Source organism: Arthrobacter sp. Soil782 (assembly GCF_001428435.1).
Lineage (GTDB): Bacteria > Actinomycetota > Actinomycetes > Actinomycetales > Micrococcaceae > Arthrobacter_D > Arthrobacter_D parietis.
In genome coordinates, this window is the sequence record NZ_LMSO01000009.1 from 383,428 (window position 1) to 401,740 (window position 18,313).

An 18,313-nucleotide genomic window follows, 5' to 3' on the forward strand; every position below is an offset into this window, starting at 1 on the left:
AAAGGAACACTACCCGCCGAAGCGGCGTTGCCGGCGTCCGTAATCACGCAGCGCGCGAAGGAAATCGACCCGCCGGAAGTCCGGCCAGAGCGCCTCGCAGAAGTAGAACTCGCTGTACGCGCTCTGCCACATGAGGAAGCCGGAAAGCCGCAGCTCGCCCGAGGTGCGGATCACGAGGTCCGGATCCGGCTGGCCGCGCGTGTACAGGTACTCGGAAATCTGTCCTACTGACAGGTTGCCGGCAACATCGGCCAGCGATGCGCCCTCGGAGTCCGCATGCATCAGCAGTTCCTTGACGGCGTCGACAATCTCACGGCGCCCGCCGTAACCGACGGCCACATTGACGTGTAACCCTTCAATGCACGCGGTGCGTTCGGCGAGTTCGGTGACCTTGACCGCGAGGTGCTCCGGAAGGAGATCGAGAGCGCCGACCGGCTGGACGCGAACTGCCCGCGTTTCACCCAGGCGGTCCAGGGTGTTCCCGATGATGTCCAGAAGCTGCTCGATTTCCTCCGCCGAGCGGCTCATGTTGTCCGTGGACAGCATGTAGAGCGTGACCATTTCGACGCCGAGCTCCCGGCACCAGCCGAGGAACTCGAGGATCTTGTCTGCGCCGGCCTGATGGCCGTGCTGCGTCGGTGCGCCGGCAAGCTTCGCCCAGCGTCGGTTGCCGTCCACCATGACGCCGATGTGGTGGGGGATGCGGTCGGCTGCCAGTGACCGCTGGAGTTTGCGCTCGTAGAAGTTGTAGGCAAACGAGGGAAACATCACGGCAGCGCCCACCCGTCCTTCCGATCAGCTAGTGAGATTCAGTTCCTACCGTACCGGCACGAGCCCCGCAGTGTGGGCTGCGGCGCTTGTTACCCGTTAGTAACTTATGGGCCGGTCAGATAGAATTCCGGTCATGAGCCGACGCGTTTCTCCTCCAGCCGGTGCACCCAATCCCCGCCGGCAACCGGACGAATCGGCACCCGTTGACGGTCCTGTGGAATCCGCCGTCGAACGCGCTGCAGACGCCCTGAACATCAAGCCGAGGTGGCGGGGATGGATCCACCTCGGAGCCACTCCCCTGGCTATCGCCGCCGGGATTGTGCTTGTTGTCCTGGCACCCACTCCGGCCGGAAAAGTCACCTCGGCGATCTACGCGTTCACGGGAGTCCTGCTCTTCGGCGTGAGCGCCGTCTACCACCGCGGCAACTGGCAGCCCCGCACCAAGACGGTGCTCAAACGTTTGGACCACACCAACATCATGCTGGTGATCGCGGGCAGCTATACGCCGCTTTCCTGGGCGCTGCTGCCCCAGGATAAAGCCACCTTCCTGCTCTGGCTGATCTGGTGCGGAGCCATCGCGGGCGTGCTCTTCCGCGTGCTGTGGGTCAATGCGCCGCGCTGGCTCTACGTGCCCATCTACATCGCGCTCGGCCTCGCGGCCCTACTGTTCCTGCCGGACTTCCTCGCCGCCAGCGTGCCGGCCACCGTACTCATCCTGGTCGGCGGAGTGTTCTACATTGCCGGTGCGGTGATCTACGGGCTCAAGCGGCCCAACCCCAGTCCGCACTGGTTCGGCTTCCACGAACTATTCCACGCGTTCACCGTCGCAGCGTTCGCCGCCCACTTCATCGCCATCCTGATCGCGGTCCTCAACCCGCTGCGCTGAGCCCGGATTGCCACTGCAAGCCCTAGCTCCGGGCGACGAGCGCAGGCTTACAGGGAGAGCCGAGACCTCCGGCGAAAACCCAATGACCATCCGCCCGGAGCTTGTCGTTGAAAGCGTCGATGGCAGCCATCTCATCCGAGGTGGCGAGACCGGGCGCGTCATGAAGCACTGACAACAGATACCGCATCTGATCTATGGTGCTTCCGGTCCGTGTGCACCGCCGGCGGTGTGCCGTTTTTCCGGCTCTCCAGGAGTGTAGTCAGAGTCCTCCACTACACCTTCCGGTTCCCCGGGACCGCGTCGGGCCTCTTCCGGACGTTGCCGGGCTTCCTCTTCCTCAAGGAGTGCCATCTCCCGGTAGCGCACACGGCGGATCCTGCGTGTCATGTCACGGATCAGGAAGATCACTGCGATCACCAGGAAGAGAGTTGCCAGGAACCCGAGCAATCCGGGGGTTACATCGGCCGGATCAAGCCCGGGGCGCAGTGAGGGGTCATCACCGGGCGCCGGGGTCACGGTTGCGGCCAGATTCAGCAGGGAGAGCACTCCAGAGCACCACTTTCACGAGGAGACATGGCATCGATGCCAACGGCAGGAATAGCCACGGAATTATTCTATGCCCGCAAAGAAGTCCGTTTCAGGCAACTCCTGCGGTACACGGGAGGAGATCAGCGAGTAGTCCTCCCACGGCCAGACCTTGCGCTGCAGATCAGCGGAAACCGCAAAGAAGAAGCCGCCCGGTTCCACCTGCGTGCGGTGAGCCAGCAGTGCCCGCTCCCGGTGTTCGAAGAAGTCGCCGCAGTCGATCTGCGTTGTGGTGGGATGGGTTGGCCGCGCGGGCTGGTGGCCCTCGGCGTCCGCTTCCAGCCAGGCTGCAATCCGCTCTGCGTAGGGCGACTGCAGTCCGGCCTCCTCCAGTGCAAAGTGCAGGGCACGGAACCGCTCCGGATTGAACGCGCGGTCATAGTAGAGCTTCAGCGGATTCCACGGCTCGCCAATACCGGCATAGCGGGACGGGTCCCCCGCGGCCTCGTACGCCTCAACCGCTACCCGGTGCGCCATGATGTGGTCCGGGTGCGGGTACCCGCCGTTCTCGTCATAACTCAGGATCACGTGCGGCCGGTACTCCCGGACCAGCTGCACCAGCGGCGCGGCTGCCCGCTCGAGAGGCTGCAGCGCGAAGCAACCGGGCGGCAGCGGCGGAAGCGGGTCCCCCTCCGGCAGTCCCGAGTCAACGAATCCGAGCCAGCGGTGTTCCACTCCGAGCGCCGCTGCTGCCTCAGCCATCTCCAGGCGCCGCAGACCCGCGAGGTCGCGGGCCGCGTGCGGCACGTCGGCCATCTGCGCATTCAGGATGTCGCCGCGCTCGCCGCCGGTGCAGGTGGCCACCATCACGGAGACGCCGGCTGCGACGTAGCTGGCCATGGTGGCCGCGCCCTTGCTCGACTCGTCATCGGGGTGCGCATGCACCGCGAGAAGGCGGTAGCCGCCGTCGTTCACTGGATTTCCTGAAGGAGTAGCTGGAATTTGCTCCGGGCTGGGCACTGAATGCTCCTGAATCTTTCCTGGTGTGACAAGGCAAGCGGCCCCGGTCAGGGCGCCGGCTGGAAAATGACGGAAATTCACCAACGCACCGGTTGGTAAACTTGGAACCGATGAGCACCGACCACGCGCCAGTACCAAGAGTAGCCAATCGCTACGGCGCCCCCAAGCCGCAGCGGCCCGCCACCGGGCATGCTCGCCGGCACAAGCGCTGGCTGGTCTGGGCCGCCCTGACTTCAGCGGTGGTTGCCACGGGTGTTTTCAGTATCTTCGCCGGTACACCGGAGGTTTCATCAAAGGACGTAGGTTTCAGCATTGATGGCCCCGCCGTGGCCCGCGTGGACTATGAGGTCACCAAGGATCCGGGCGCCACGGCGCAGTGCGCTGTGCAGGTACTGAACCAGTCCTACGCCATCGTGGGCTGGACCGTGGTGACCATCCCGCCCACCAACTCCCAATCCGTTGACGGTGGCACCTCGTCCCACAGCACCACGGTCCGCACCGAGTCCCAGGGGGTCAGCGGCGGCATCAACGCCTGCTGGATCCTTGAGGAATCCTGACTGTCACTGATCCAGAATCCGCCCGGTTATTGGGTATTTGAAGCTTGCTGTCTATAATGGACTGATACGTTCCGCCCCGCCCCGCGGTTGGTTCCTACTGAAGTACTTCAGGAGAAGAGGCCATCACGCAGGCGGGGTCTTTGCTTGTAGATGCGCGCATCACGGCAAAGACCGCAGCCGAATCCCGCTTGAGGGCTTCGACGTACCTAAGGAGATATCGTGTCCACCAACAGCGCATCCGTCGCCTGGCTCACCAAGGAGTCCTACGACCGCCTCAAGGCTGAGCTGGACCACCTGTCCGGCCCAGGCCGCACCGAGATCGTTTCCCGCATTGAGCAGGCCCGCTCTGAGGGTGACCTCAAGGAGAACGGCGGCTACCACGCAGCCAAGGAAGAGCAGGGCAAGGCCGAGGCCCGCATCCGGCAGCTGACCGAACTGCTGAACAACGCACACGTGGGCGAGTCCCCGGCAGATGACGGCATTGTTGAGCCGGGCATGCTGGTCGAGGCGAACATCGCCGGAGACAAGGAGACCTTCCTCCTGGGCAGCCGGGAAGTAGCCGGGGACACGGATCTCAACGTCTACAGCGAGAGGTCCCCGCTGGGCGCAGCGATCCAGGGTCACAAGGCCGGAGACACCGTGAAGTACACCGCGCCCAACGGCAAGGAAATCACCGTCGAGGTCCTGTCGGCTAAGCCCTACGCGGGCTAGCTGTACTTCTCAACTAGCGCTGAGGCGGTCGGTCCCTGACGGGGCCGGCCGCCTCTTCAGTATCAGCGCAGCCAGTACTCCGCCGAGCGCCCCGAAGAGGTGGGCCTGCCAGGAGATATTCGAGCCGAACTGCGGCAGCACGCCCCAGAGCAGCGAGCCGTACATGAGGAAGAGCAGCCCGGCGAGCAGGATCTGCTTCCAGTCCCGGTTGTAGAAGCCGCGGACCAGCAGGTAGGCAAACAGGCCGAAAACCAGCCCGGACGCACCGATGGTCACCCCGCCGCCGAAGATCCACACGCCCAGCCCGGAGGCCAGCCAGCTTGCGCCGACTGCCACGGCGAAACGCCGGGCGCCCTCCAGGAACGCCAGAAACCCCAGGACCAGCAGCGGCAGAGTGTTGCTGAACAGGTGTCCAGCATCCGCGTGCAGCAGCGGCGCAAACAGCACGCCGTCGAGCCCTTCCACTTCACGCGGCACAATGCCCAGCAGCCGGATCAGGAAGAAGCCGGTGGCCGTGTTGACCAGGTGGACGATCCACAGCAGGGCAGCGAAGCCGACGACAGTCGATAACGCACCCCGCGCCCGCGCTGCCAGCATGTCAGCCCTGGATGACGACGGGTTGGAAGCCCTCTGCGCGCAGGTTGTTCAGCACCTGCTCGCAGTGTTCCTCGCCCTTCGTCTCCATGTTGATGGTGATTGCCACGTCCCCCATGCTGATCGAGCCGCCCACCCGCGTGTGATCTACACCGGTCACGTTGGCGTCAGACTCCGCAATGATGCGGGAAATGGTGGCCAGCGAACCGGGCCGGTCATCGAGCAGCATCCGCACCACCAGATACCTGCCTGCAGCAGCGAGGCCGCGCTGGATGACCTTGAGCATCAGCATGGGGTCGATGTTGCCGCCGGAAAGTACGACGACGGTGTTCCCCGGGTTGGCCCCGTTTTCCGTCAGCTTTCCGTCCAGCAGTGCCGCGACGCCCACCGCGCCGGCCGGCTCCACCACCATCTTGGACCGCTCCAGCAGGAAGATCAGCGCGCGGGCAAGGGAATCCTCGCTCACCGTGACAACGTCGTCGACGAGTTCGCGGATAATCGAGAACGGAAGCTGCCCCGGCCGGCCCACGGCAATGCCGTCCGCAATTGTGGAAACCTTCTGCAGCGGCACGAGGGCGTCCGCTGCGAGCGACGGCGGATAGGCGGCTGCGTTCTCCGCCTGCACGCCGATCACGCGGATTTCCCGGCCCAGCTCCCTGGCACGGGCCTTGACGGCAACTGAGACGCCTGCCAGCAGCCCGCCGCCGCCAACCCCCATGAGGATGGTGTCAACGTCCGGAACCTGCTCGAGGATTTCGAGGCCGATGGTCCCCTGGCCGGCCACCACGTCCACGTTGTCGAACGGGTGCACAAAGACAGCACCATGCTCATCCGCGTACCGTTTGGCCTCGGTCAGGGCTTCATCCACGTTGTGCCCGTGGAGCACCACTTCAGCACCATGCCCGCGGGTTGCCGCGAGCTTCGGCAGCGCCACACCGAGCGGCATGTAGATGCGTGCCTTGATGCCGAGCCGGGCGGCCGCTACTGCTACGCCCTGGGCGTGGTTGCCGGCCGAGGCTGCGACGACGCCGCGTGCCCGCTCCTCCGCGGAAAGCCTGGCCATCCGCGTGTAGGCGCCGCGCACCTTGAAGGAGCCGGCGCGCTGCAGGTTCTCGCATTTGAGCGAAACCTTGGCACCGGTCAGCCTGCCAAGTGCGCGGGAGTCTTCGATCGGCGTGTACGCAATGACGCCGTCGAGCATTTTCTGAGCTTCGAGGACGTCCTCGAGGGTCACTGCCAGCTGGGCGAGATCGGTGGTCACGTTGAGGCTTCTTTCGGAGAGGGTTCCGGCCCAAGTGATTCACCGGATGAGTAGGGTGCAGGGACAGAGCCCGGGCCGGGATGTCCCGCGGGCGCACCGAGGGCAGGATCCGTCTCCCAGGTGCGGCCCGCTATGTAACGAACAACCGTGTTGAGGATCGCCAACAGCGGTACGGAAAACAAGGCGCCGGCAACGCCGGCAATGAGGGAACCGCCCGCAACCGCCAGCACCACTGCGAGGGGGTGCAGCGAGACGGCGCGGCCCATGACGAACGGCTGCAGGATATGCCCTTCCACCTGCTGCACCAGCAGCACGATGGCGAGCATCACCAGTGCGTTGACCCATCCATTGGCCACCAGGGCCAGCAGGACAGCCACCATGCCGGTGAAGAGCGCACCGAGAATGGGTATGAACGAGCCCAGGAAGACTAAAACCGTCAACGGAAGAACGAGCGGCACGCCAATGATGGCGGCTCCCAGACCGATTCCGACAGCGTCGATGAAAGCAACGAGGATCTGCACCCGGACGTAGTTGGCCATCGAGGTCCAGCCCTGGCGGCCGGCGCCCGCGATCGCCGCCCGGGCCCGCCGCGGTGCGAGGCCGGCGATGAAGCGCCAGATGCTGTCGCCGTCGTGCAGGAAGAAGATCAGCGCAAACACCGTGAGCAGCAGTCCGGCCAGGAAGTAGCCGGCACCGGATCCGAAGGAGAGCGCTCCGCTGACAATCACCCCGCTGTTGTTGTCCACGGCATTGGCGACTTCGTCGATGAAGCCGTCAATCTGTGACGAGGTGAGGTCCAGTGGACCGTCGGAAAGCCACTCCTGCACCTGCTCGATACCCGCCAGCGCCTCGTCCCAGAGTGAAGCGAACCCGACGGCGAGCTGCTGCCCGACCAGTGAAAGGGTTGCGGCCACGGCGAGCAGGAATCCGAGAACGATGACGGAAACGGCGATTCCGCCCGGCACTTTGCGTGCGCGCAGGAAGGTTACCGCCGGCAGCAGGAGACTCGAAAGGAGGCCCGCGATCATCAGGGGAATGACCAGCAGTGAAATCTGGCTCATCAGCCACAGCACCGCAGCGGATACCACAAGAATCAGGCCGACGCGCCACGCCCACGCCGCTCCGATCCTCAGCGCGTAGGGCACATCCTCGCCGGCGGACCGGCCCGAGGGCGCAACAAAGCCGTTCGAGAGGGACTGCTGCGTTTTCCGCCGCGAAGGACGCGTCATGCCTCAATCTTTTCACAACCGCCTGACAGAACCGTTTTCGCTCAACTGTTTGAATGTGTTCGAAACCGTTGTATTTTGTTAAGTGCCATCTTCCGCCAACGCTTGGAGTCCGCTGATGCTCGCTGCCGACCGGCATGCTGCCATTCTTGCGAGGCTCGGCGTGCGGCGGACGGTCCGCGTCGGCGAGCTGGCCGAGGCCTTGGGGGTCTCGGAGATGACCATCCGGCGGGACATCGATGTGCTCGATTCCGCCGGCGCACTGCGCAAGGTCCACGGCGGCGCAGCATCCCGGACCGCACTCAGTGCAATCGAACCCGGATTCGGTGTCAACGCAGACCAGCGCATCGAGGCCAAGGAGTCCATTGCGGCAGCGGCGGCAGCCCTCATCCAACCGGGCATGACCGTGGCGCTCACCGGCGGAACCACCACCTACCGCCTGGTCGAGCACCTCTCCGGGCCTCTGACCATCCTTACCAATTCCCTGCCCGCCGCCGAGAAGCTGCACCGGGCTGCAACACCTGGCGTGACCGTCCTGCTGACCGGCGGTGAGCGCTCCCCTTCCGAAGCGCTGGTAGGGCCCATTGCCGCAGCCACCGTCCGGTCCTTCAACGTGGACCTGTGCTTCATGGGTGCTCACGGCGTGGACGCCCAGGCCGGGATCACCACCCCCAATCTTGCCGAGGCGGACACAAACCGTGCGTTTGCCGAGCAGTGCGGCCGGCTGGTCGTTCTGGCTGACTCCACCAAGTTCGGCACGGTGAGCCTTGCCCGCATCACCGGGATCGAGCGGGTGCACTGCATTGTGACCGACTCCGAGCCGGATGACCCGCGCTATGCCCGGACAACGAGCATCCTCACTCCCCCAACCGGCCCATCCCCCAAACCCCAGGACACACCATGACCCAGGTAACCCCCACCCGCTTATCCGACGGACGCGAGCTGATCTATTTCGACGCCGGCGAGGAGGCGGCGTCGCTGCACCGCGATCCTGCCGCCGTCGTCGATTCCCGTGGTCTCCCTCCCCGCGGCGGCACGGGAGACGTACGCTACGATCCCCTGACCGGCGAATGGACAGCCGTGGCCGCACACCGGCAAACGCGCACCCACCTGCCCCCCGCGGACCAGTGTCCGCTGTGCCCCTCCACAGCCGGCAATCTGTCCGAAGTTCCCGCCTCCGACTATGAGGTCGTGGTGTTTGAGAACCGCTTCTCCTCCTTTGGACCCTCTCTCGGTGAGCTGCCGGACCTCCAGCCCGCCAGCACAGGTTGGGGCACGACGACGACGGCCTTCGGACGGTGCGAAGTGGTCGCGTTCGATTCCTCCCACGAGGGCTCCTTCGGGTCCTTGCCGCCGGAGCGGGCTCGCACCGTCGTCGAAGCGTGGGCACACCGGACCGAAGCGTTGTCCGCAATGGAAGGCATCCGGCAGGTTTTCCCGTTCGAGAATCGCGGCGCGGACATCGGGGTGACCCTGCTGCATCCGCATGGGCAGATCTACGCCTATCCGTTCGTTCCGCCTCGCGCGGCGCTGATGGGCCAGGCTGCCCGGCGCTATTTTGACGCCGTCGACGGGCGCGGCACCCTGATGGGCTCCGTGCTGAAGTCCGAGCGTGAATCCGGCGAGCGCATGGTGCTTGAAGGCGAACACTTCAGCGCCTACGTGCCGTTCGCTGCACGCTGGCCGCTGGAAGTGCACCTGGTGCCGCACCGTCACGTTCCCGATATTGCCGCACTGACCGGCGAGGAAAAGGACGAGCTGACCACGCTGTACCTCGACCTGCTGGCCCGCGTGGACGGCATCTACAGCACCCCCACCCCCTACATTGCCGCGTGGCACCAGGCGCCCCTGGTTCCTGACCTGCGCGAGGCCGGCTACCTTCACCTGCAGCTGACTTCTCCCCGCAGGGCTGAGGATAAGCTGAAGTTCCTCGCCGGCTCGGAATCAGCAATGGGCGCTTTCATCAACGACACCACTCCGGAGCAGGTTGCCGCCACCCTGCGCGCCGCAACACCAGCAGGGAAGGCAACAGCATGACTCTCGTTCACCAGTTTGAGGATCGCTTCGGACACTCACCCCTCGGCGTTTGGGCAGCTCCCGGCCGCGTCAACGTGATCGGTGAGCACACCGACTACAACGACGGGTTTGTGCTGCCGTTCGCGATCGACCGGGCCACGCAGGTGGCAGCTTCCATCCGGGAAGACTCCACCGTCCGGGTCAGTTCGACCTTCTCCGGCTCCGGCGAGGTAATCATCAGCGATCTGGATGAACTGGCTGCCGGCGACGTCGAAGGCTGGGCTGCCTACCCGGTGGGCGTTTTGTGGGCCCTGCGGCAGGCGGGCCATTCGGTCATGGGCATGGACCTGCTGATTGACTCGCAGGTTCCGGTTGGAGCCGGCCTGTCGTCCTCCGCAGCCATCGAGTGCGCGGTGGCGGTCGCCGCCAATGAGCTGTACGGGCTCGGTCTCAGCGGCTCGGAGCTCGCGCTCATCGGCCAACGCGCCGAAAACGAGATGGTCGGCGCGCCCACCGGCCTGATGGACCAGTCCGCGTCGCTGCTGGGCAAGCTCGGACACGCGGTGTTTTTGGACTGCCGTACGCAGCACGCCGAGCTAGTTCCCCTGCCGTTGCAGGAGAACGGTTTGGCCCTCCTAGTCATCGACACCCGGGTCAGTCATTCCCATGCAACCGGCGGCTACGCATCACGCCGTCGTGCCTGTGAGGTCGGTGCCGATGTCATGGGCGTTCCGGCGCTGCGCGACCTCAGCGAAGAGGACCTCGAGGAGGCATCCGGCCTGCTGGACGAGGAGACGTTCCGGCGGGTACGGCACGTCGTCACGGAGAACGCCCGGGTGCAGGCCGCCGTCGAGCTTCTCCGTAACGAAGGACCACGGGCGATTGCGCCGTTGCTGGATGCGAGCCACGTCTCCATGCGGGACGATTTTGAGATCTCCTGTGCTGAACTGGACCTCGCCGTTGAATCGTCCCGAGAGGCCGGTGCACTGGGTTCCCGCATGACGGGCGGGGGCTTCGGCGGCTCGGCCATTGCGCTGGTTCAACTGGCGGATCTGGACCGCGTCGGTGCAGCAGTGACGGCGGCCTTTGCCGCAGCGGGCTTCACCGAACCGGCCATCTTCGCGGTGTCCCCGGCGGACGGTGCCGGCCGAGTTTCCTGAGGTTTCTCCGCCACCCAGCCACCCCCGCCACCCAGCCACCGCGGGAACTTTTGTGCAGGTCCGGTGAGTTCAGCGCCTCTCCAGCTCACCGGATCTGCACAAAAGTTCCCCTTAACAGCAGAAGACCCCCGGCGGTTGCCGGGGGTCTTCTGTTCAGCGCTGTGTCGTTTACTCGCTGCCACGCAGGATTGCGATGAGGCGGAGGAACTCGATGTACAGCCACACGAGAGTGACCGTCAGACCGAATGCTGCCGTCCAGGAGTACTTGCGCGGCGCACCGTTGCGGACGCCTTCGCTGATCATGGTGAAGTCGATGACCAGGGAGAAAGCTGCGAGGCCGATGGCAAACACGCCGATGACCAAGCCGAATGGGATGTTGGTGCCCGGGATGTCCGCACTGCGCAGACCCCACGGGTCATCGCTGACGCCGAAGACCATCAGGCCGAGGTTCACGAGGCTGAACAACGCGTACCCGATCAGCATGATCATGAAGATCTTCATGGCCTTGGGCGTTGCACGGACCTTGCCGTTCTTGAAGAGCAGCAGCGTCACCGCGAACACGGAGAGCGTACCGATCAGCGCCTGCATGGCGATGTTCGGGAATTGCGCTTCGAGGAACATGGTGATGCCACCGAGGAACAGGCCCTCAAGGAACCCGTAGCCAAGGATCAACGCAGGCACCGGCTCGCGCTTGAAGGAGTTGACCAGACCCAGCACGAAGCCGCCGATCAGACCGACAATCATCAGCAGCGGCGCCAGTGAGGGGAACAGGAACACCGGAACAGCGGCGCCGACCAACACCATGCCGATCGTGGCAACAGTCTTGACGATGACGTCGTCGAACGTCATGCGCCCCGTATCCGCAGGACCTGCCGAAGGCTGGTTGTAGAGGTGCTCCAGCTGCTGCTGGTTCATAGCCGTTTGACCGGCCAAAGCTGTGGAACCGTACGCTGCCGAATTGTTGCCGCGGGCAGCGGTACGGAAGTTCTTACCGTTGAAAACCGGGTTTCCGCCGATTGCCATTGTGATGTAGTCCTCCATCTGGGGGCTGAGATTGTTCAACCCTACCAATATCAACGGATCCGACGCCGTTTTGTTCCTGATTCCGCCCAGCCGGCTCTACCCGTGGCTGGGAAGCGCCAACGGTAGACTGTCGGCGTGCCAAACCTCCCTGCAGCGAAAGCTCCCCTTCCCGACGCACTGCCGCTGAAAATGCTGCACGACCGCCTCCTGGTCATCCTGGACAAGGACAGCAGCGAGCGGCGCTCGTCGTCGGGCATTGTCATTCCCGCAACAGCGGTGATGGGCAAGCGGCTCGCCTGGGCAGATGTGGCCGCAGCCGGACCCAGCGTCCGGCAGGTTTCGCGCGGTGACCGCGTGCTGTTCGACCCGGAAGAGAAATCCGAGGTCGATGTCGGCGGCACCGACTACATCCTCCTGCGCGAACGGGACGTCCATGCGGTGGCGCAACCAGAGACCGACGACGCCGGCACCGGCCTCTACCTCTAGCCACGCCCTGGCGCCGGCCCAGTTTCCTCGCTCGAAGGCGTTCGCGCTACCCGACGGTAGCCTCCGCCGAACAGTTGTTATGCAATTGCTATCTGGCAGGCCCCGTATGGCAAAAAGTGGTAACACAGCGCAGGTAACATAATCTCCACACTGAGTGACTTCGATCACAGGCTGTAAGGCCGTCGTACCTCGACGGACAAGCCACCATCGTGGAGGTTCATAACTTGATAACCAAGCCGACGCCGGCATGGCGCAGGAGGCTACTGATCCTGATTGCCGGCCTCATGGCCGCATGCTTCATGAGCGCACCCGCTGCAGGAGCATCAGTCTCCGTTGCCGCACCTGTCATGAACATGCAGACCCCCGCCTCCGTCCAGGCCGGGGAATTCCAGAACAGGATCAGCGGCGTGCTGCGCAACGCCGAGGGTCCGCTTGCAGACGTCCGCATCACGGTCACCGGTGAGGGTTTCGAAGGCGAAACCACCTCCGATGAAAACGGCCGCTGGGTTGTTGAGGTCGAGGAGCAGGGTGCCTACGAGGTGGAACTCGATGAGTCCACCCTCCCCGAGGGAGCCGCTCTGGCCGAAGGCCAGGAGAACCCCCGCACCGTTACCTTTGCTGGAACCACAAACATCACCACGCTCTTCCTCTTCGGTGAGGGCATTGTGCTGGAAACCACGAGCTTCTGGAACGTCTTCGCCGACCGCGCTGTGGCCGGCCTCAGCTTCGGCCTTCTCCTGGCACTGAGCGCGGTAGGGCTCTCACTGATCTTCGGCACCACCGGACTCACCAACTTCGCCCACGGAGAGATGGTCACGGCGGGGGCGGTACTGACCTTCGCCTTCGCGGCCATCGGGCTCCCGGCGTTCCTCGCAATCGTCCTCGCCGTCATCGCAGGAGGTGCGCTGGGCTATGTCCAGGACGCCGGCCTCTGGAAGCCGCTGAGGAAGCGGGGCTCCGGGCTCATCCCGATGATGATCGTCAGCATCGGTCTCGCCCTGGCCCTGCGCTACATCATCCAGTTTTTCTTCGGCGGTGCCACGCAGCAGCTTCCAGGCGCACAGGGCCGCATCCTCGACTTCGGGCCGGTATCCATCTCGCAGAACAACCTGACGTCGCTGATCACCAGCCTCGTTGTCATCATGCTCATCGCGTTCCTGCTCCTGCGTACGCGCATCGGCAAGGCAACCCGGGCGGTCGCTGACAACCCGGCGCTGGCCGCTGCATCAGGAATCGACGTCGACCGCGTTATCCGGCTGGTCTGGGTGATCGGCGGAGCACTCGCGGCCCTCGGCGGCATCCTCTGGGCCTACTACCGCCCGGGTGTCTCCTTCAATATGGGCCAGCAGATCCTGCTGCTGATCTTCGCGGGCGTGGTCCTCGGCGGGCTGGGTACAGTCTTCGGCGCCCTTGTCGGCTCGCTTATCGTTGGCCTCTTCGTCGAAGTGTCCACCATCTGGCTGGAGGCTGACCTGAAGTACGTCGGCGCTCTGCTCATCATGATCATTGTTCTTCTCTTCAAGCCAGAGGGCATCCTCGGCCGTCGAGAGCGCGTAGGTTAGGGGCCACCTGAAATGGACTTCGGAAATATTCTTGCCCTCGCCTTCGGCGAGATCATCAGCCCGACGACGGCGGCCTACGCGCTGGCGGCGCTCGGCCTCGCAGTGCACTTCGGCTATACCGGCCTGCTCAACTTCGGCCAGGCAGGTTTCATGGCGGTCGGCGCGTACGGCTTCGCTATCCCGACCCTCAGTTTCGGTGCGCCGCTTCCGATCGCCGTACTGATAGCGCTGCTGGGTTCAGTGGTCTTCGCGATCCTGCTCGGCATTCCCACCCTGCGCCTGCGCGCAGATTACCTTGCCATCGTGACCATCGCCGCAGCGGAAATCATCCGCTATGTGGTGACGACCAACAGCCTCACGAACGTCACCGGCTCAGCCAACGGCCTCGCCGGCGGTTTCGAGAACGGGTTCTTCGCGCTGAACCCGTTCCCGGACGGCGCCTACAACATCGGTCCGGTCGGCATGAACGCGGACGGGCTCTTCATCCGGGTGGTGGGCTGGACGATCGTTGCCCTGGCCTGCCTGTCCGTGTGGCTGCTCATGCGCAGCCCGTGGGGACGGGTGCTGAAGGGTATCCGCGAAGACGAGAACGCGGTGCGTTCCCTCGGCAAGAACGTCTACGCGTACAAGATGCAGGCGCTGATCATCGGTGGTCTTATGGGCACGGTTGCGGGGATGATCTTCACCATCCCCCGCGGCGCCGTGCAGCCGGCGAACTACGCGACGGAGCTCACGTTCTTCCTCTACACCGTGCTGCTGCTCGGCGGCATGGCCACCGTGCTTGGCCCGGTCATCGGCGCAATGATCTTCTGGGTGGTCCTCTCCCTCACCCAGAGCCTGCTCTTCGGCGCCATCGAGACCGGCGCCATCACATTCCTCACCAACGTCCAGGCCGGTCAGCTCCGGTACATCCTGGTGGGTGTTGCGCTCATGCTGCTCATGATCTTCAGGCCGCAGGGCGTACTCGGTAACAAGAAGGAGTTGGCGTTCGCATGAGTGAACCCACGGCGGAACCGACACCGCAATCCCCAGCAAAGCCAGGCGGACGGCGCGCAGCACATGCCGTTTCCGGCTCAGCCCAATCGCCAGCCGGGTCCACGCCCGGGTCCACGGCGGATGGCATTGACTACATGACTGATTCACGGCCCATCACCGACGACACCCCCGGCCCGGGCTGCCGCAAGCGCGATCCGATTGTCACGGCGAAGAACGTCACCCGGAGCTTCGGAGGCGTCAACGCCGTCGATGTTGAGTACCTCGAGATCCCGCGGAACAAGATCACCGCGCTCATCGGCCCGAACGGCGCAGGCAAGACGACACTGTTCAATCTGCTCACCGGGTTTGATTCGCCGCAGAGCGGGGAATGGACGTTCGACGGCAAGCCGCTGGCCGGCGTCGCGCCCTACAAAGTGGCGCGTCTCGGCATGGTCCGCACGTTTCAGCTGACCAAGATCATGGGCAAGCTCACCGTTATGGAGAACATGCGCCTCGGTGCTACGGACCAGCCGGGTGAGAGCCTCGCGCGAGCCCTCTTCAAGGGCCTGTGGGGCGGCCGCGAGAAGGAGATCACCGGCCAGGCCGAGGTCCTGCTGAAGAAATTCAAGCTGGATGCCAAGAGTGACGACTACGCCGCCTCCCTCTCCGGCGGGCAGCGCAAGCTGCTGGAGATGGCACGGGCCCTGATGGTCAAGCCGCGCCTGGTGATGCTCGACGAGCCGATGGCCGGCGTGAACCCGGCGCTCACCCAGTCCCTGCTTGACCACATCAAGAACCTGAAGGCAGAGGGCATGAGTGTCCTGTTCGTCGAACATGACATGCACATGGTCCGGCACGTTGCGGACTGGGTGGTGGTCATGGCGGAAGGCCGCGTGGTCGCGGAGGGAACTCCCGACGTCGTCATGAAGGATCCGGCGGTCATCGACGCCTATCTCGGTGCTCACCACGATGTTGACCTGGGCGACTCCCACGGCGTGGAAAAGCTCGAAGCCGAGCTTTCCCACGACGAGGAGTCTGTGGTGGGAACAGAGAATGCGGGGCTCCTGAACCACGCCAGAATCACCGAGCTTGAGGGCACCGCCCGAGACACTGGAACAGAGGAGAAGCGGCCATGAGCGAAGCAGCGGGAACCGCAGGATCACAGCGCGCCCCCGGAGCGGAGTCAGTGCCCGGCAAGTCCGTCGTGAAGGTCACCGATCTGGTGGCCGGCTACCTGCCCGGCGTCAACATCCTGAACGGTTGCTCGATCGAAGCGCGGTCGGGTGAACTGATTGGGATTATCGGTCCCAACGGCGCAGGTAAGTCGACTCTCCTGAAGGCAATGTTCGGCCTCGTGAAAGTGCACTCCGGCACCGTAGTGGTGCGTGACCAGGACCTCACCGGCCTGAAAGCCAACAAGCTGGTCAGCAAGGGTGTGGGATTTGTTCCGCAGAACAATAACGTTTTCGCCACCCTGACCATCGAAGAGAACCTTCAGATGGGCATGTACCAGCGGCCCAAGGACTTCAAGGAACGCTTCGACTTTGTCACCGGCCTCTTCCCGGAACTCGGCAAGCGGCGCGCCCAGCGCGCCGGGTCACTCTCGGGTGGTGAACGGCAGATGGTGGCCATGGGCAGGGCGCTCATGATGGAACCGGCCGTGCTACTCCTTGACGAGCCGTCCGCCGGCCTCTCCCCCGTCAAACAGGATGAGACGTTCCTCCGTGTCCATGAAATCAACCGGGCCGGCGTCTCGGTCATCATGGTGGAACAGAACGCCCGGCGGTGCCTGCAGATCTGCGACCGCGCCTACGTCCTCGACCAGGGCAAGGACGCCTACACCGGCACCGGACGCGAGCTCATGAAGGACCCGAAGGTCATCCAGCTCTACCTCGGAACGCTCGCCGACACCGCGTAGCTCACACCAGCTGAGGCCCTCTCCGTCCAGGAGGGGGCCTCAGCTGCGTTAAGGGCTCGCCCACACGCAGAAGAACCCCTCCCAGGCTGGGAGGGGTTCTTCCGTACTGTGCGAGTGAATCAGGTGGTGCGGTTAGAGCTGTCCGGCCTCGGAACGGTAAGGCTGCGGAACATTGTCCGCGTCGAACTCGTAGATACCGATGAAGGCTTCGGTCGGATCACCGTTCTCGTCGAACGTGATCGGGCCGGAGATGCCCTGGTAATCGATGTCCTCGCCGTTGCGCTGGAGGGTGATGCAGCCTGCGTAGTCGAAGCACTCAGTGCCCTCCTTGGAGACTGCCTCAAGTTCAGCTGCGATTGCTGCTCCGTCAATGCTTCCCGCTGCATCTGCGGCGAGGGCGATGAGGTTCACGGCGTCGTAGCTTTCACCTGCGTAGTTCCAGACGTTCAGGTTAGGGTCGATACCGGCCAACGCCTCCTTGAACTGGTCGCCTGCGAAGGAACCGGGCTGGGTGCCCTGTGCGCCTTCGAGAGTGCCGGGATCAAGATCCTCGCTGTAGTCGGCGGTGTTGCCGTCCACGAAGAACATCGATCCTGGGTCAACACCCTGACCGGTCATCAGCGGGATGATGCTGTTGGCCTGGTCGAAGCTGATAACCACGTAGGCGTCAGGCTCGGCTGCCACGAGCGCGTCCACCTGGCTGCTGAACTGCGAGTCACCCTCATTGAACATTTCCTCGGCGACGACCTGGCCGCCGGCGCTCTCAACTGTTTCCTTGATACTGGCCTGGAGACCGGTGCCGTACGCATCGTTGAGTACGATCATGCCCACGGTCTGCGCACCACAGGCCATGATGTAGTTGCCGAGCACGCGGCCCTGCAGGACGTCGGAGGGAGCGGTACGCCAGTAGAGCCCGTTGTCATCCCAGTCGGTGAAGTCCGGCGAGGTGTTGGCTGGCGACATCTGGACTACGCCCGCACCGGTGATCTGGTTGATCACTGTCTGCGATACGCCGGACGACGCCGCACCGACAATCGCGCTGACATCCTGGGACAGGAGGTCGGTCACGGACTGCGTTGCAATGTCAGTGGTCGTGTCACCGGAATCGCGGTGGATGATCTCGATGTCCTGGCCGAGCACGCCGCCGGACTCGTTGATCTCCTGTGCCGCGAGGTTAACGCCTGCAATTTCGGGAGGACCGAGGAATGCGAGCGCGCCCGTTGTGGGCAGGAGGGATCCAAGCACCAAGGGAGATTCGGAAGTGGTTTCCGCCTCAGGTACTGCACTCGGATCGCCCTTTTCGCCGGGCTCGGGGGCTGCGCCGCCCTGACTCTCGGGACAGGTGAGTCCCGACGCTGCCGCTGCCGAGGCTGTCTCGTCCGAAGGTGAGGCGCCGTCACCTTCGGGGGTGGGATTTCCACCGCAGGCAGATGCGAAAAGTGCGACTCCCAGACTCAGGGCCGCAATCTTCGCTGCGCGCGGAGCATTCTCCCCGATGCTGAACCGCGCGGAGTTACGTGTTGCTGTCATGAAATTTATCTCCTCGATCGAAAGACTCGATCAGCCTTTGATGCGATCTCCAGGTGTTCCTGGTATGTGAAAAAGCTAGTGCAAAAACGTGT

20 protein-coding genes are annotated in these 18,313 nt (G+C 64.2%); 11 read left to right on the forward strand and 9 right to left on the reverse strand.

What is annotated here, in order from left to right; all coding sequences use genetic code 11:
• Positions 1-9: 9 nt before the first annotated feature.
• On the reverse strand, positions 10-771 hold the full coding sequence (locus ASH00_RS12380) for an isoprenyl transferase (RefSeq protein WP_327019700.1): 762 nt from the start codon (positions 769-771) through the stop codon (positions 10-12).
• Positions 772-904: 133 nt separating this feature from the next.
• Between ASH00_RS12380 and trhA the strand changes: the two genes are divergently transcribed.
• A complete protein-coding gene (trhA, locus tag ASH00_RS12385; protein WP_157359108.1) occupies positions 905-1,657 on the forward strand; it encodes a PAQR family membrane homeostasis protein TrhA in 753 nt (250 codons plus the stop codon).
• A gap of 22 nt (positions 1,658-1,679) precedes the next feature.
• Here the strand turns inward: trhA and ASH00_RS16720 are convergent, their stop codons facing one another.
• From ASH00_RS16720 to mca, 3 genes are all read right to left on the reverse strand, one after another.
• Positions 1,680-1,844 (reverse strand): hypothetical protein, encoded by a 165-nt coding sequence (locus tag ASH00_RS16720; RefSeq protein ID WP_157359109.1) that lies wholly within the window; start codon positions 1,842-1,844, stop codon positions 1,680-1,682.
• A 5-nt stretch (positions 1,845-1,849) separates the two neighbouring features.
• Positions 1,850-2,203: a hypothetical protein gene (locus tag ASH00_RS12390; protein ID WP_056548867.1), complete on the reverse strand. Its 354-nt coding sequence runs from the start codon at positions 2,201-2,203 to the stop codon at positions 1,850-1,852.
• Between the two features lie 63 nt (positions 2,204-2,266).
• Positions 2,267-3,157 carry a mycothiol conjugate amidase Mca gene (mca, locus tag ASH00_RS12395; protein ID WP_056548869.1) on the reverse strand — a complete coding sequence of 297 codons (891 nt, stop codon included), beginning with the start codon at positions 3,155-3,157 and terminating at the stop codon, positions 2,267-2,269.
• A gap of 155 nt (positions 3,158-3,312) precedes the next feature.
• Between mca and ASH00_RS12400 the strand changes: the two genes are divergently transcribed.
• Together ASH00_RS12400 and greA are read left to right on the forward strand one after the other, a co-directional pair.
• Complete coding sequence (locus tag ASH00_RS12400) at positions 3,313-3,759, forward strand: DUF4307 domain-containing protein (protein ID WP_082566103.1); 447 nt, start codon at positions 3,313-3,315, stop codon at positions 3,757-3,759.
• 216 nt (positions 3,760-3,975) lie between these two features.
• Positions 3,976-4,470 carry a transcription elongation factor GreA gene (greA, locus tag ASH00_RS12405; RefSeq protein ID WP_056548871.1) on the forward strand — a complete coding sequence of 165 codons (495 nt, stop codon included), beginning with the start codon at positions 3,976-3,978 and terminating at the stop codon, positions 4,468-4,470.
• 9 nt (positions 4,471-4,479) lie between these two features.
• On the opposite strand, the gene ASH00_RS12410 is transcribed toward greA, so the two are convergent.
• The 3 genes from ASH00_RS12410 to ASH00_RS12420 are packed head-to-tail and all read right to left on the reverse strand — an operon-like array spanning position 4,480 to position 7,554.
• Positions 4,480-5,067: a rhomboid family intramembrane serine protease gene (locus ASH00_RS12410; RefSeq protein WP_056548873.1), complete on the reverse strand. Its 588-nt coding sequence runs from the start codon at positions 5,065-5,067 to the stop codon at positions 4,480-4,482.
• A 1-nt stretch (position 5,068) separates the two neighbouring features.
• On the reverse strand, positions 5,069-6,265 hold the full coding sequence (gene ilvA / locus ASH00_RS12415; protein WP_056549288.1) for a threonine ammonia-lyase: 1,197 nt from the start codon (positions 6,263-6,265) through the stop codon (positions 5,069-5,071).
• A gap of 56 nt (positions 6,266-6,321) precedes the next feature.
• On the reverse strand, positions 6,322-7,554 hold the full coding sequence (locus tag ASH00_RS12420; RefSeq protein WP_056548875.1) for an AI-2E family transporter: 1,233 nt from the start codon (positions 7,552-7,554) through the stop codon (positions 6,322-6,324).
• 115 nt (positions 7,555-7,669) lie between these two features.
• On the opposite strand from ASH00_RS12420, the gene ASH00_RS12425 reads away from it, so the two are divergent.
• From ASH00_RS12425 to galK, 3 genes are read left to right on the forward strand one after another with little or no spacing between them, the layout of a single operon-like run.
• Entirely contained in the window at positions 7,670-8,455 is a 786-nt protein-coding gene (locus ASH00_RS12425; RefSeq protein WP_056548877.1) for a DeoR/GlpR family DNA-binding transcription regulator, read from the forward strand.
• Positions 8,452-9,588, forward strand: a complete 1,137-nt coding sequence (galT, locus tag ASH00_RS12430; protein WP_056548879.1) for a galactose-1-phosphate uridylyltransferase — start codon at positions 8,452-8,454, stop codon at positions 9,586-9,588. The genes ASH00_RS12425 and galT overlap by 4 nt, the downstream gene beginning before the upstream one ends.
• Positions 9,585-10,727, forward strand: coding sequence for a galactokinase (galK, locus tag ASH00_RS12435; protein WP_056548881.1), 1,143 nt, complete (start codon positions 9,585-9,587; stop codon positions 10,725-10,727). Before galT ends, galK begins: the two co-directional genes overlap by 4 nt.
• Before the next feature lie 168 nt (positions 10,728-10,895).
• Here galK and ASH00_RS12440 read toward each other — a convergent pair whose 3' ends face one another.
• Positions 10,896-11,750 carry a Bax inhibitor-1/YccA family protein gene (locus ASH00_RS12440; RefSeq protein WP_056549290.1) on the reverse strand — a complete coding sequence of 285 codons (855 nt, stop codon included), beginning with the start codon at positions 11,748-11,750 and terminating at the stop codon, positions 10,896-10,898.
• A 189-nt stretch (positions 11,751-11,939) separates the two neighbouring features.
• On the opposite strand from ASH00_RS12440, the gene ASH00_RS12445 reads away from it, so the two are divergent.
• The 5 genes from ASH00_RS12445 to ASH00_RS12465 all read left to right on the forward strand — a co-directional run bounded on the left by ASH00_RS12445 (position 11,940) and on the right by ASH00_RS12465 (position 16,691).
• Entirely contained in the window at positions 11,940-12,236 is a 297-nt protein-coding gene (locus ASH00_RS12445; RefSeq protein ID WP_082566144.1) for a GroES family chaperonin, read from the forward strand.
• A gap of 284 nt (positions 12,237-12,520) precedes the next feature.
• Positions 12,521-13,798 (forward strand): branched-chain amino acid ABC transporter permease, encoded by a 1,278-nt coding sequence (locus tag ASH00_RS12450; protein WP_056548883.1) that lies wholly within the window; start codon positions 12,521-12,523, stop codon positions 13,796-13,798.
• A 12-nt stretch (positions 13,799-13,810) separates the two neighbouring features.
• Positions 13,811-14,794 carry a branched-chain amino acid ABC transporter permease gene (locus tag ASH00_RS12455; protein ID WP_056548885.1) on the forward strand — a complete coding sequence of 328 codons (984 nt, stop codon included), beginning with the start codon at positions 13,811-13,813 and terminating at the stop codon, positions 14,792-14,794.
• Between the two features lie 134 nt (positions 14,795-14,928).
• The gene (locus ASH00_RS12460; protein ID WP_056549295.1) at positions 14,929-15,909 is read left to right on the forward strand and encodes an ABC transporter ATP-binding protein; all 981 of its coding nucleotides are present in this window, start codon (positions 14,929-14,931) and stop codon (positions 15,907-15,909) included.
• A complete protein-coding gene (locus ASH00_RS12465) occupies positions 15,906-16,691 on the forward strand; it encodes an ABC transporter ATP-binding protein (protein WP_235563287.1) in 786 nt (261 codons plus the stop codon). Before ASH00_RS12460 ends, ASH00_RS12465 begins: the two co-directional genes overlap by 4 nt.
• Before the next feature lie 132 nt (positions 16,692-16,823).
• Here ASH00_RS12465 and ASH00_RS12470 read toward each other — a convergent pair whose 3' ends face one another.
• Positions 16,824-18,221, reverse strand: a complete 1,398-nt coding sequence (locus ASH00_RS12470) for an ABC transporter substrate-binding protein (protein WP_056548887.1) — start codon at positions 18,219-18,221, stop codon at positions 16,824-16,826.
• Positions 18,222-18,313: the final 92 nt, after the last annotated feature.

Excerpts from the sequence above, each read along its gene's own strand:
- ASH00_RS12440 (WP_056549290.1), bottom strand. The coding sequence starts at position 11,750 with ATGGCAATCGGCGGAAACCCGGTTTTCAACGGTAAGAACTTCCGTACC.
- ASH00_RS12450 (WP_056548883.1), top strand. The coding sequence starts at position 12,521 with ATGGCCGCATGCTTCATGAGCGCACCCGCTGCAGGAGCATCAGTCTCC.
- ASH00_RS12460 (WP_056549295.1), top strand. The coding sequence starts at position 14,929 with ATGACTGATTCACGGCCCATCACCGACGACACCCCCGGCCCGGGCTGC.
- ASH00_RS12420 (WP_056548875.1), bottom strand. The coding sequence starts at position 7,554 with ATGACGCGTCCTTCGCGGCGGAAAACGCAGCAGTCCCTCTCGAACGGC.
- ASH00_RS12410 (WP_056548873.1), bottom strand. The coding sequence starts at position 5,067 with ATGCTGGCAGCGCGGGCGCGGGGTGCGTTATCGACTGTCGTCGGCTTC.
- galK (WP_056548881.1), top strand. The coding sequence starts at position 9,585 with ATGACTCTCGTTCACCAGTTTGAGGATCGCTTCGGACACTCACCCCTC.
- trhA (WP_157359108.1), top strand. The coding sequence starts at position 905 with ATGAGCCGACGCGTTTCTCCTCCAGCCGGTGCACCCAATCCCCGCCGG.
- ASH00_RS12465 (WP_235563287.1), top strand. The coding sequence starts at position 15,906 with ATGAGCGAAGCAGCGGGAACCGCAGGATCACAGCGCGCCCCCGGAGCG.
- galT (WP_056548879.1), top strand. The coding sequence starts at position 8,452 with ATGACCCAGGTAACCCCCACCCGCTTATCCGACGGACGCGAGCTGATC.
- ilvA (WP_056549288.1), bottom strand. The coding sequence starts at position 6,265 with ATGCTCGACGGCGTCATTGCGTACACGCCGATCGAAGACTCCCGCGCA.
- ASH00_RS12425 (WP_056548877.1), top strand. The coding sequence starts at position 7,670 with ATGCTCGCTGCCGACCGGCATGCTGCCATTCTTGCGAGGCTCGGCGTG.
- ASH00_RS16720 (WP_157359109.1), bottom strand. The coding sequence starts at position 1,844 with ATGCGGTATCTGTTGTCAGTGCTTCATGACGCGCCCGGTCTCGCCACC.
- ASH00_RS12445 (WP_082566144.1), top strand. The coding sequence starts at position 11,940 with ATGCTGCACGACCGCCTCCTGGTCATCCTGGACAAGGACAGCAGCGAG.
- ASH00_RS12400 (WP_082566103.1), top strand. The coding sequence starts at position 3,313 with ATGAGCACCGACCACGCGCCAGTACCAAGAGTAGCCAATCGCTACGGC.
- ASH00_RS12470 (WP_056548887.1), bottom strand. The coding sequence starts at position 18,221 with ATGACAGCAACACGTAACTCCGCGCGGTTCAGCATCGGGGAGAATGCT.
- ASH00_RS12455 (WP_056548885.1), top strand. The coding sequence starts at position 13,811 with ATGGACTTCGGAAATATTCTTGCCCTCGCCTTCGGCGAGATCATCAGC.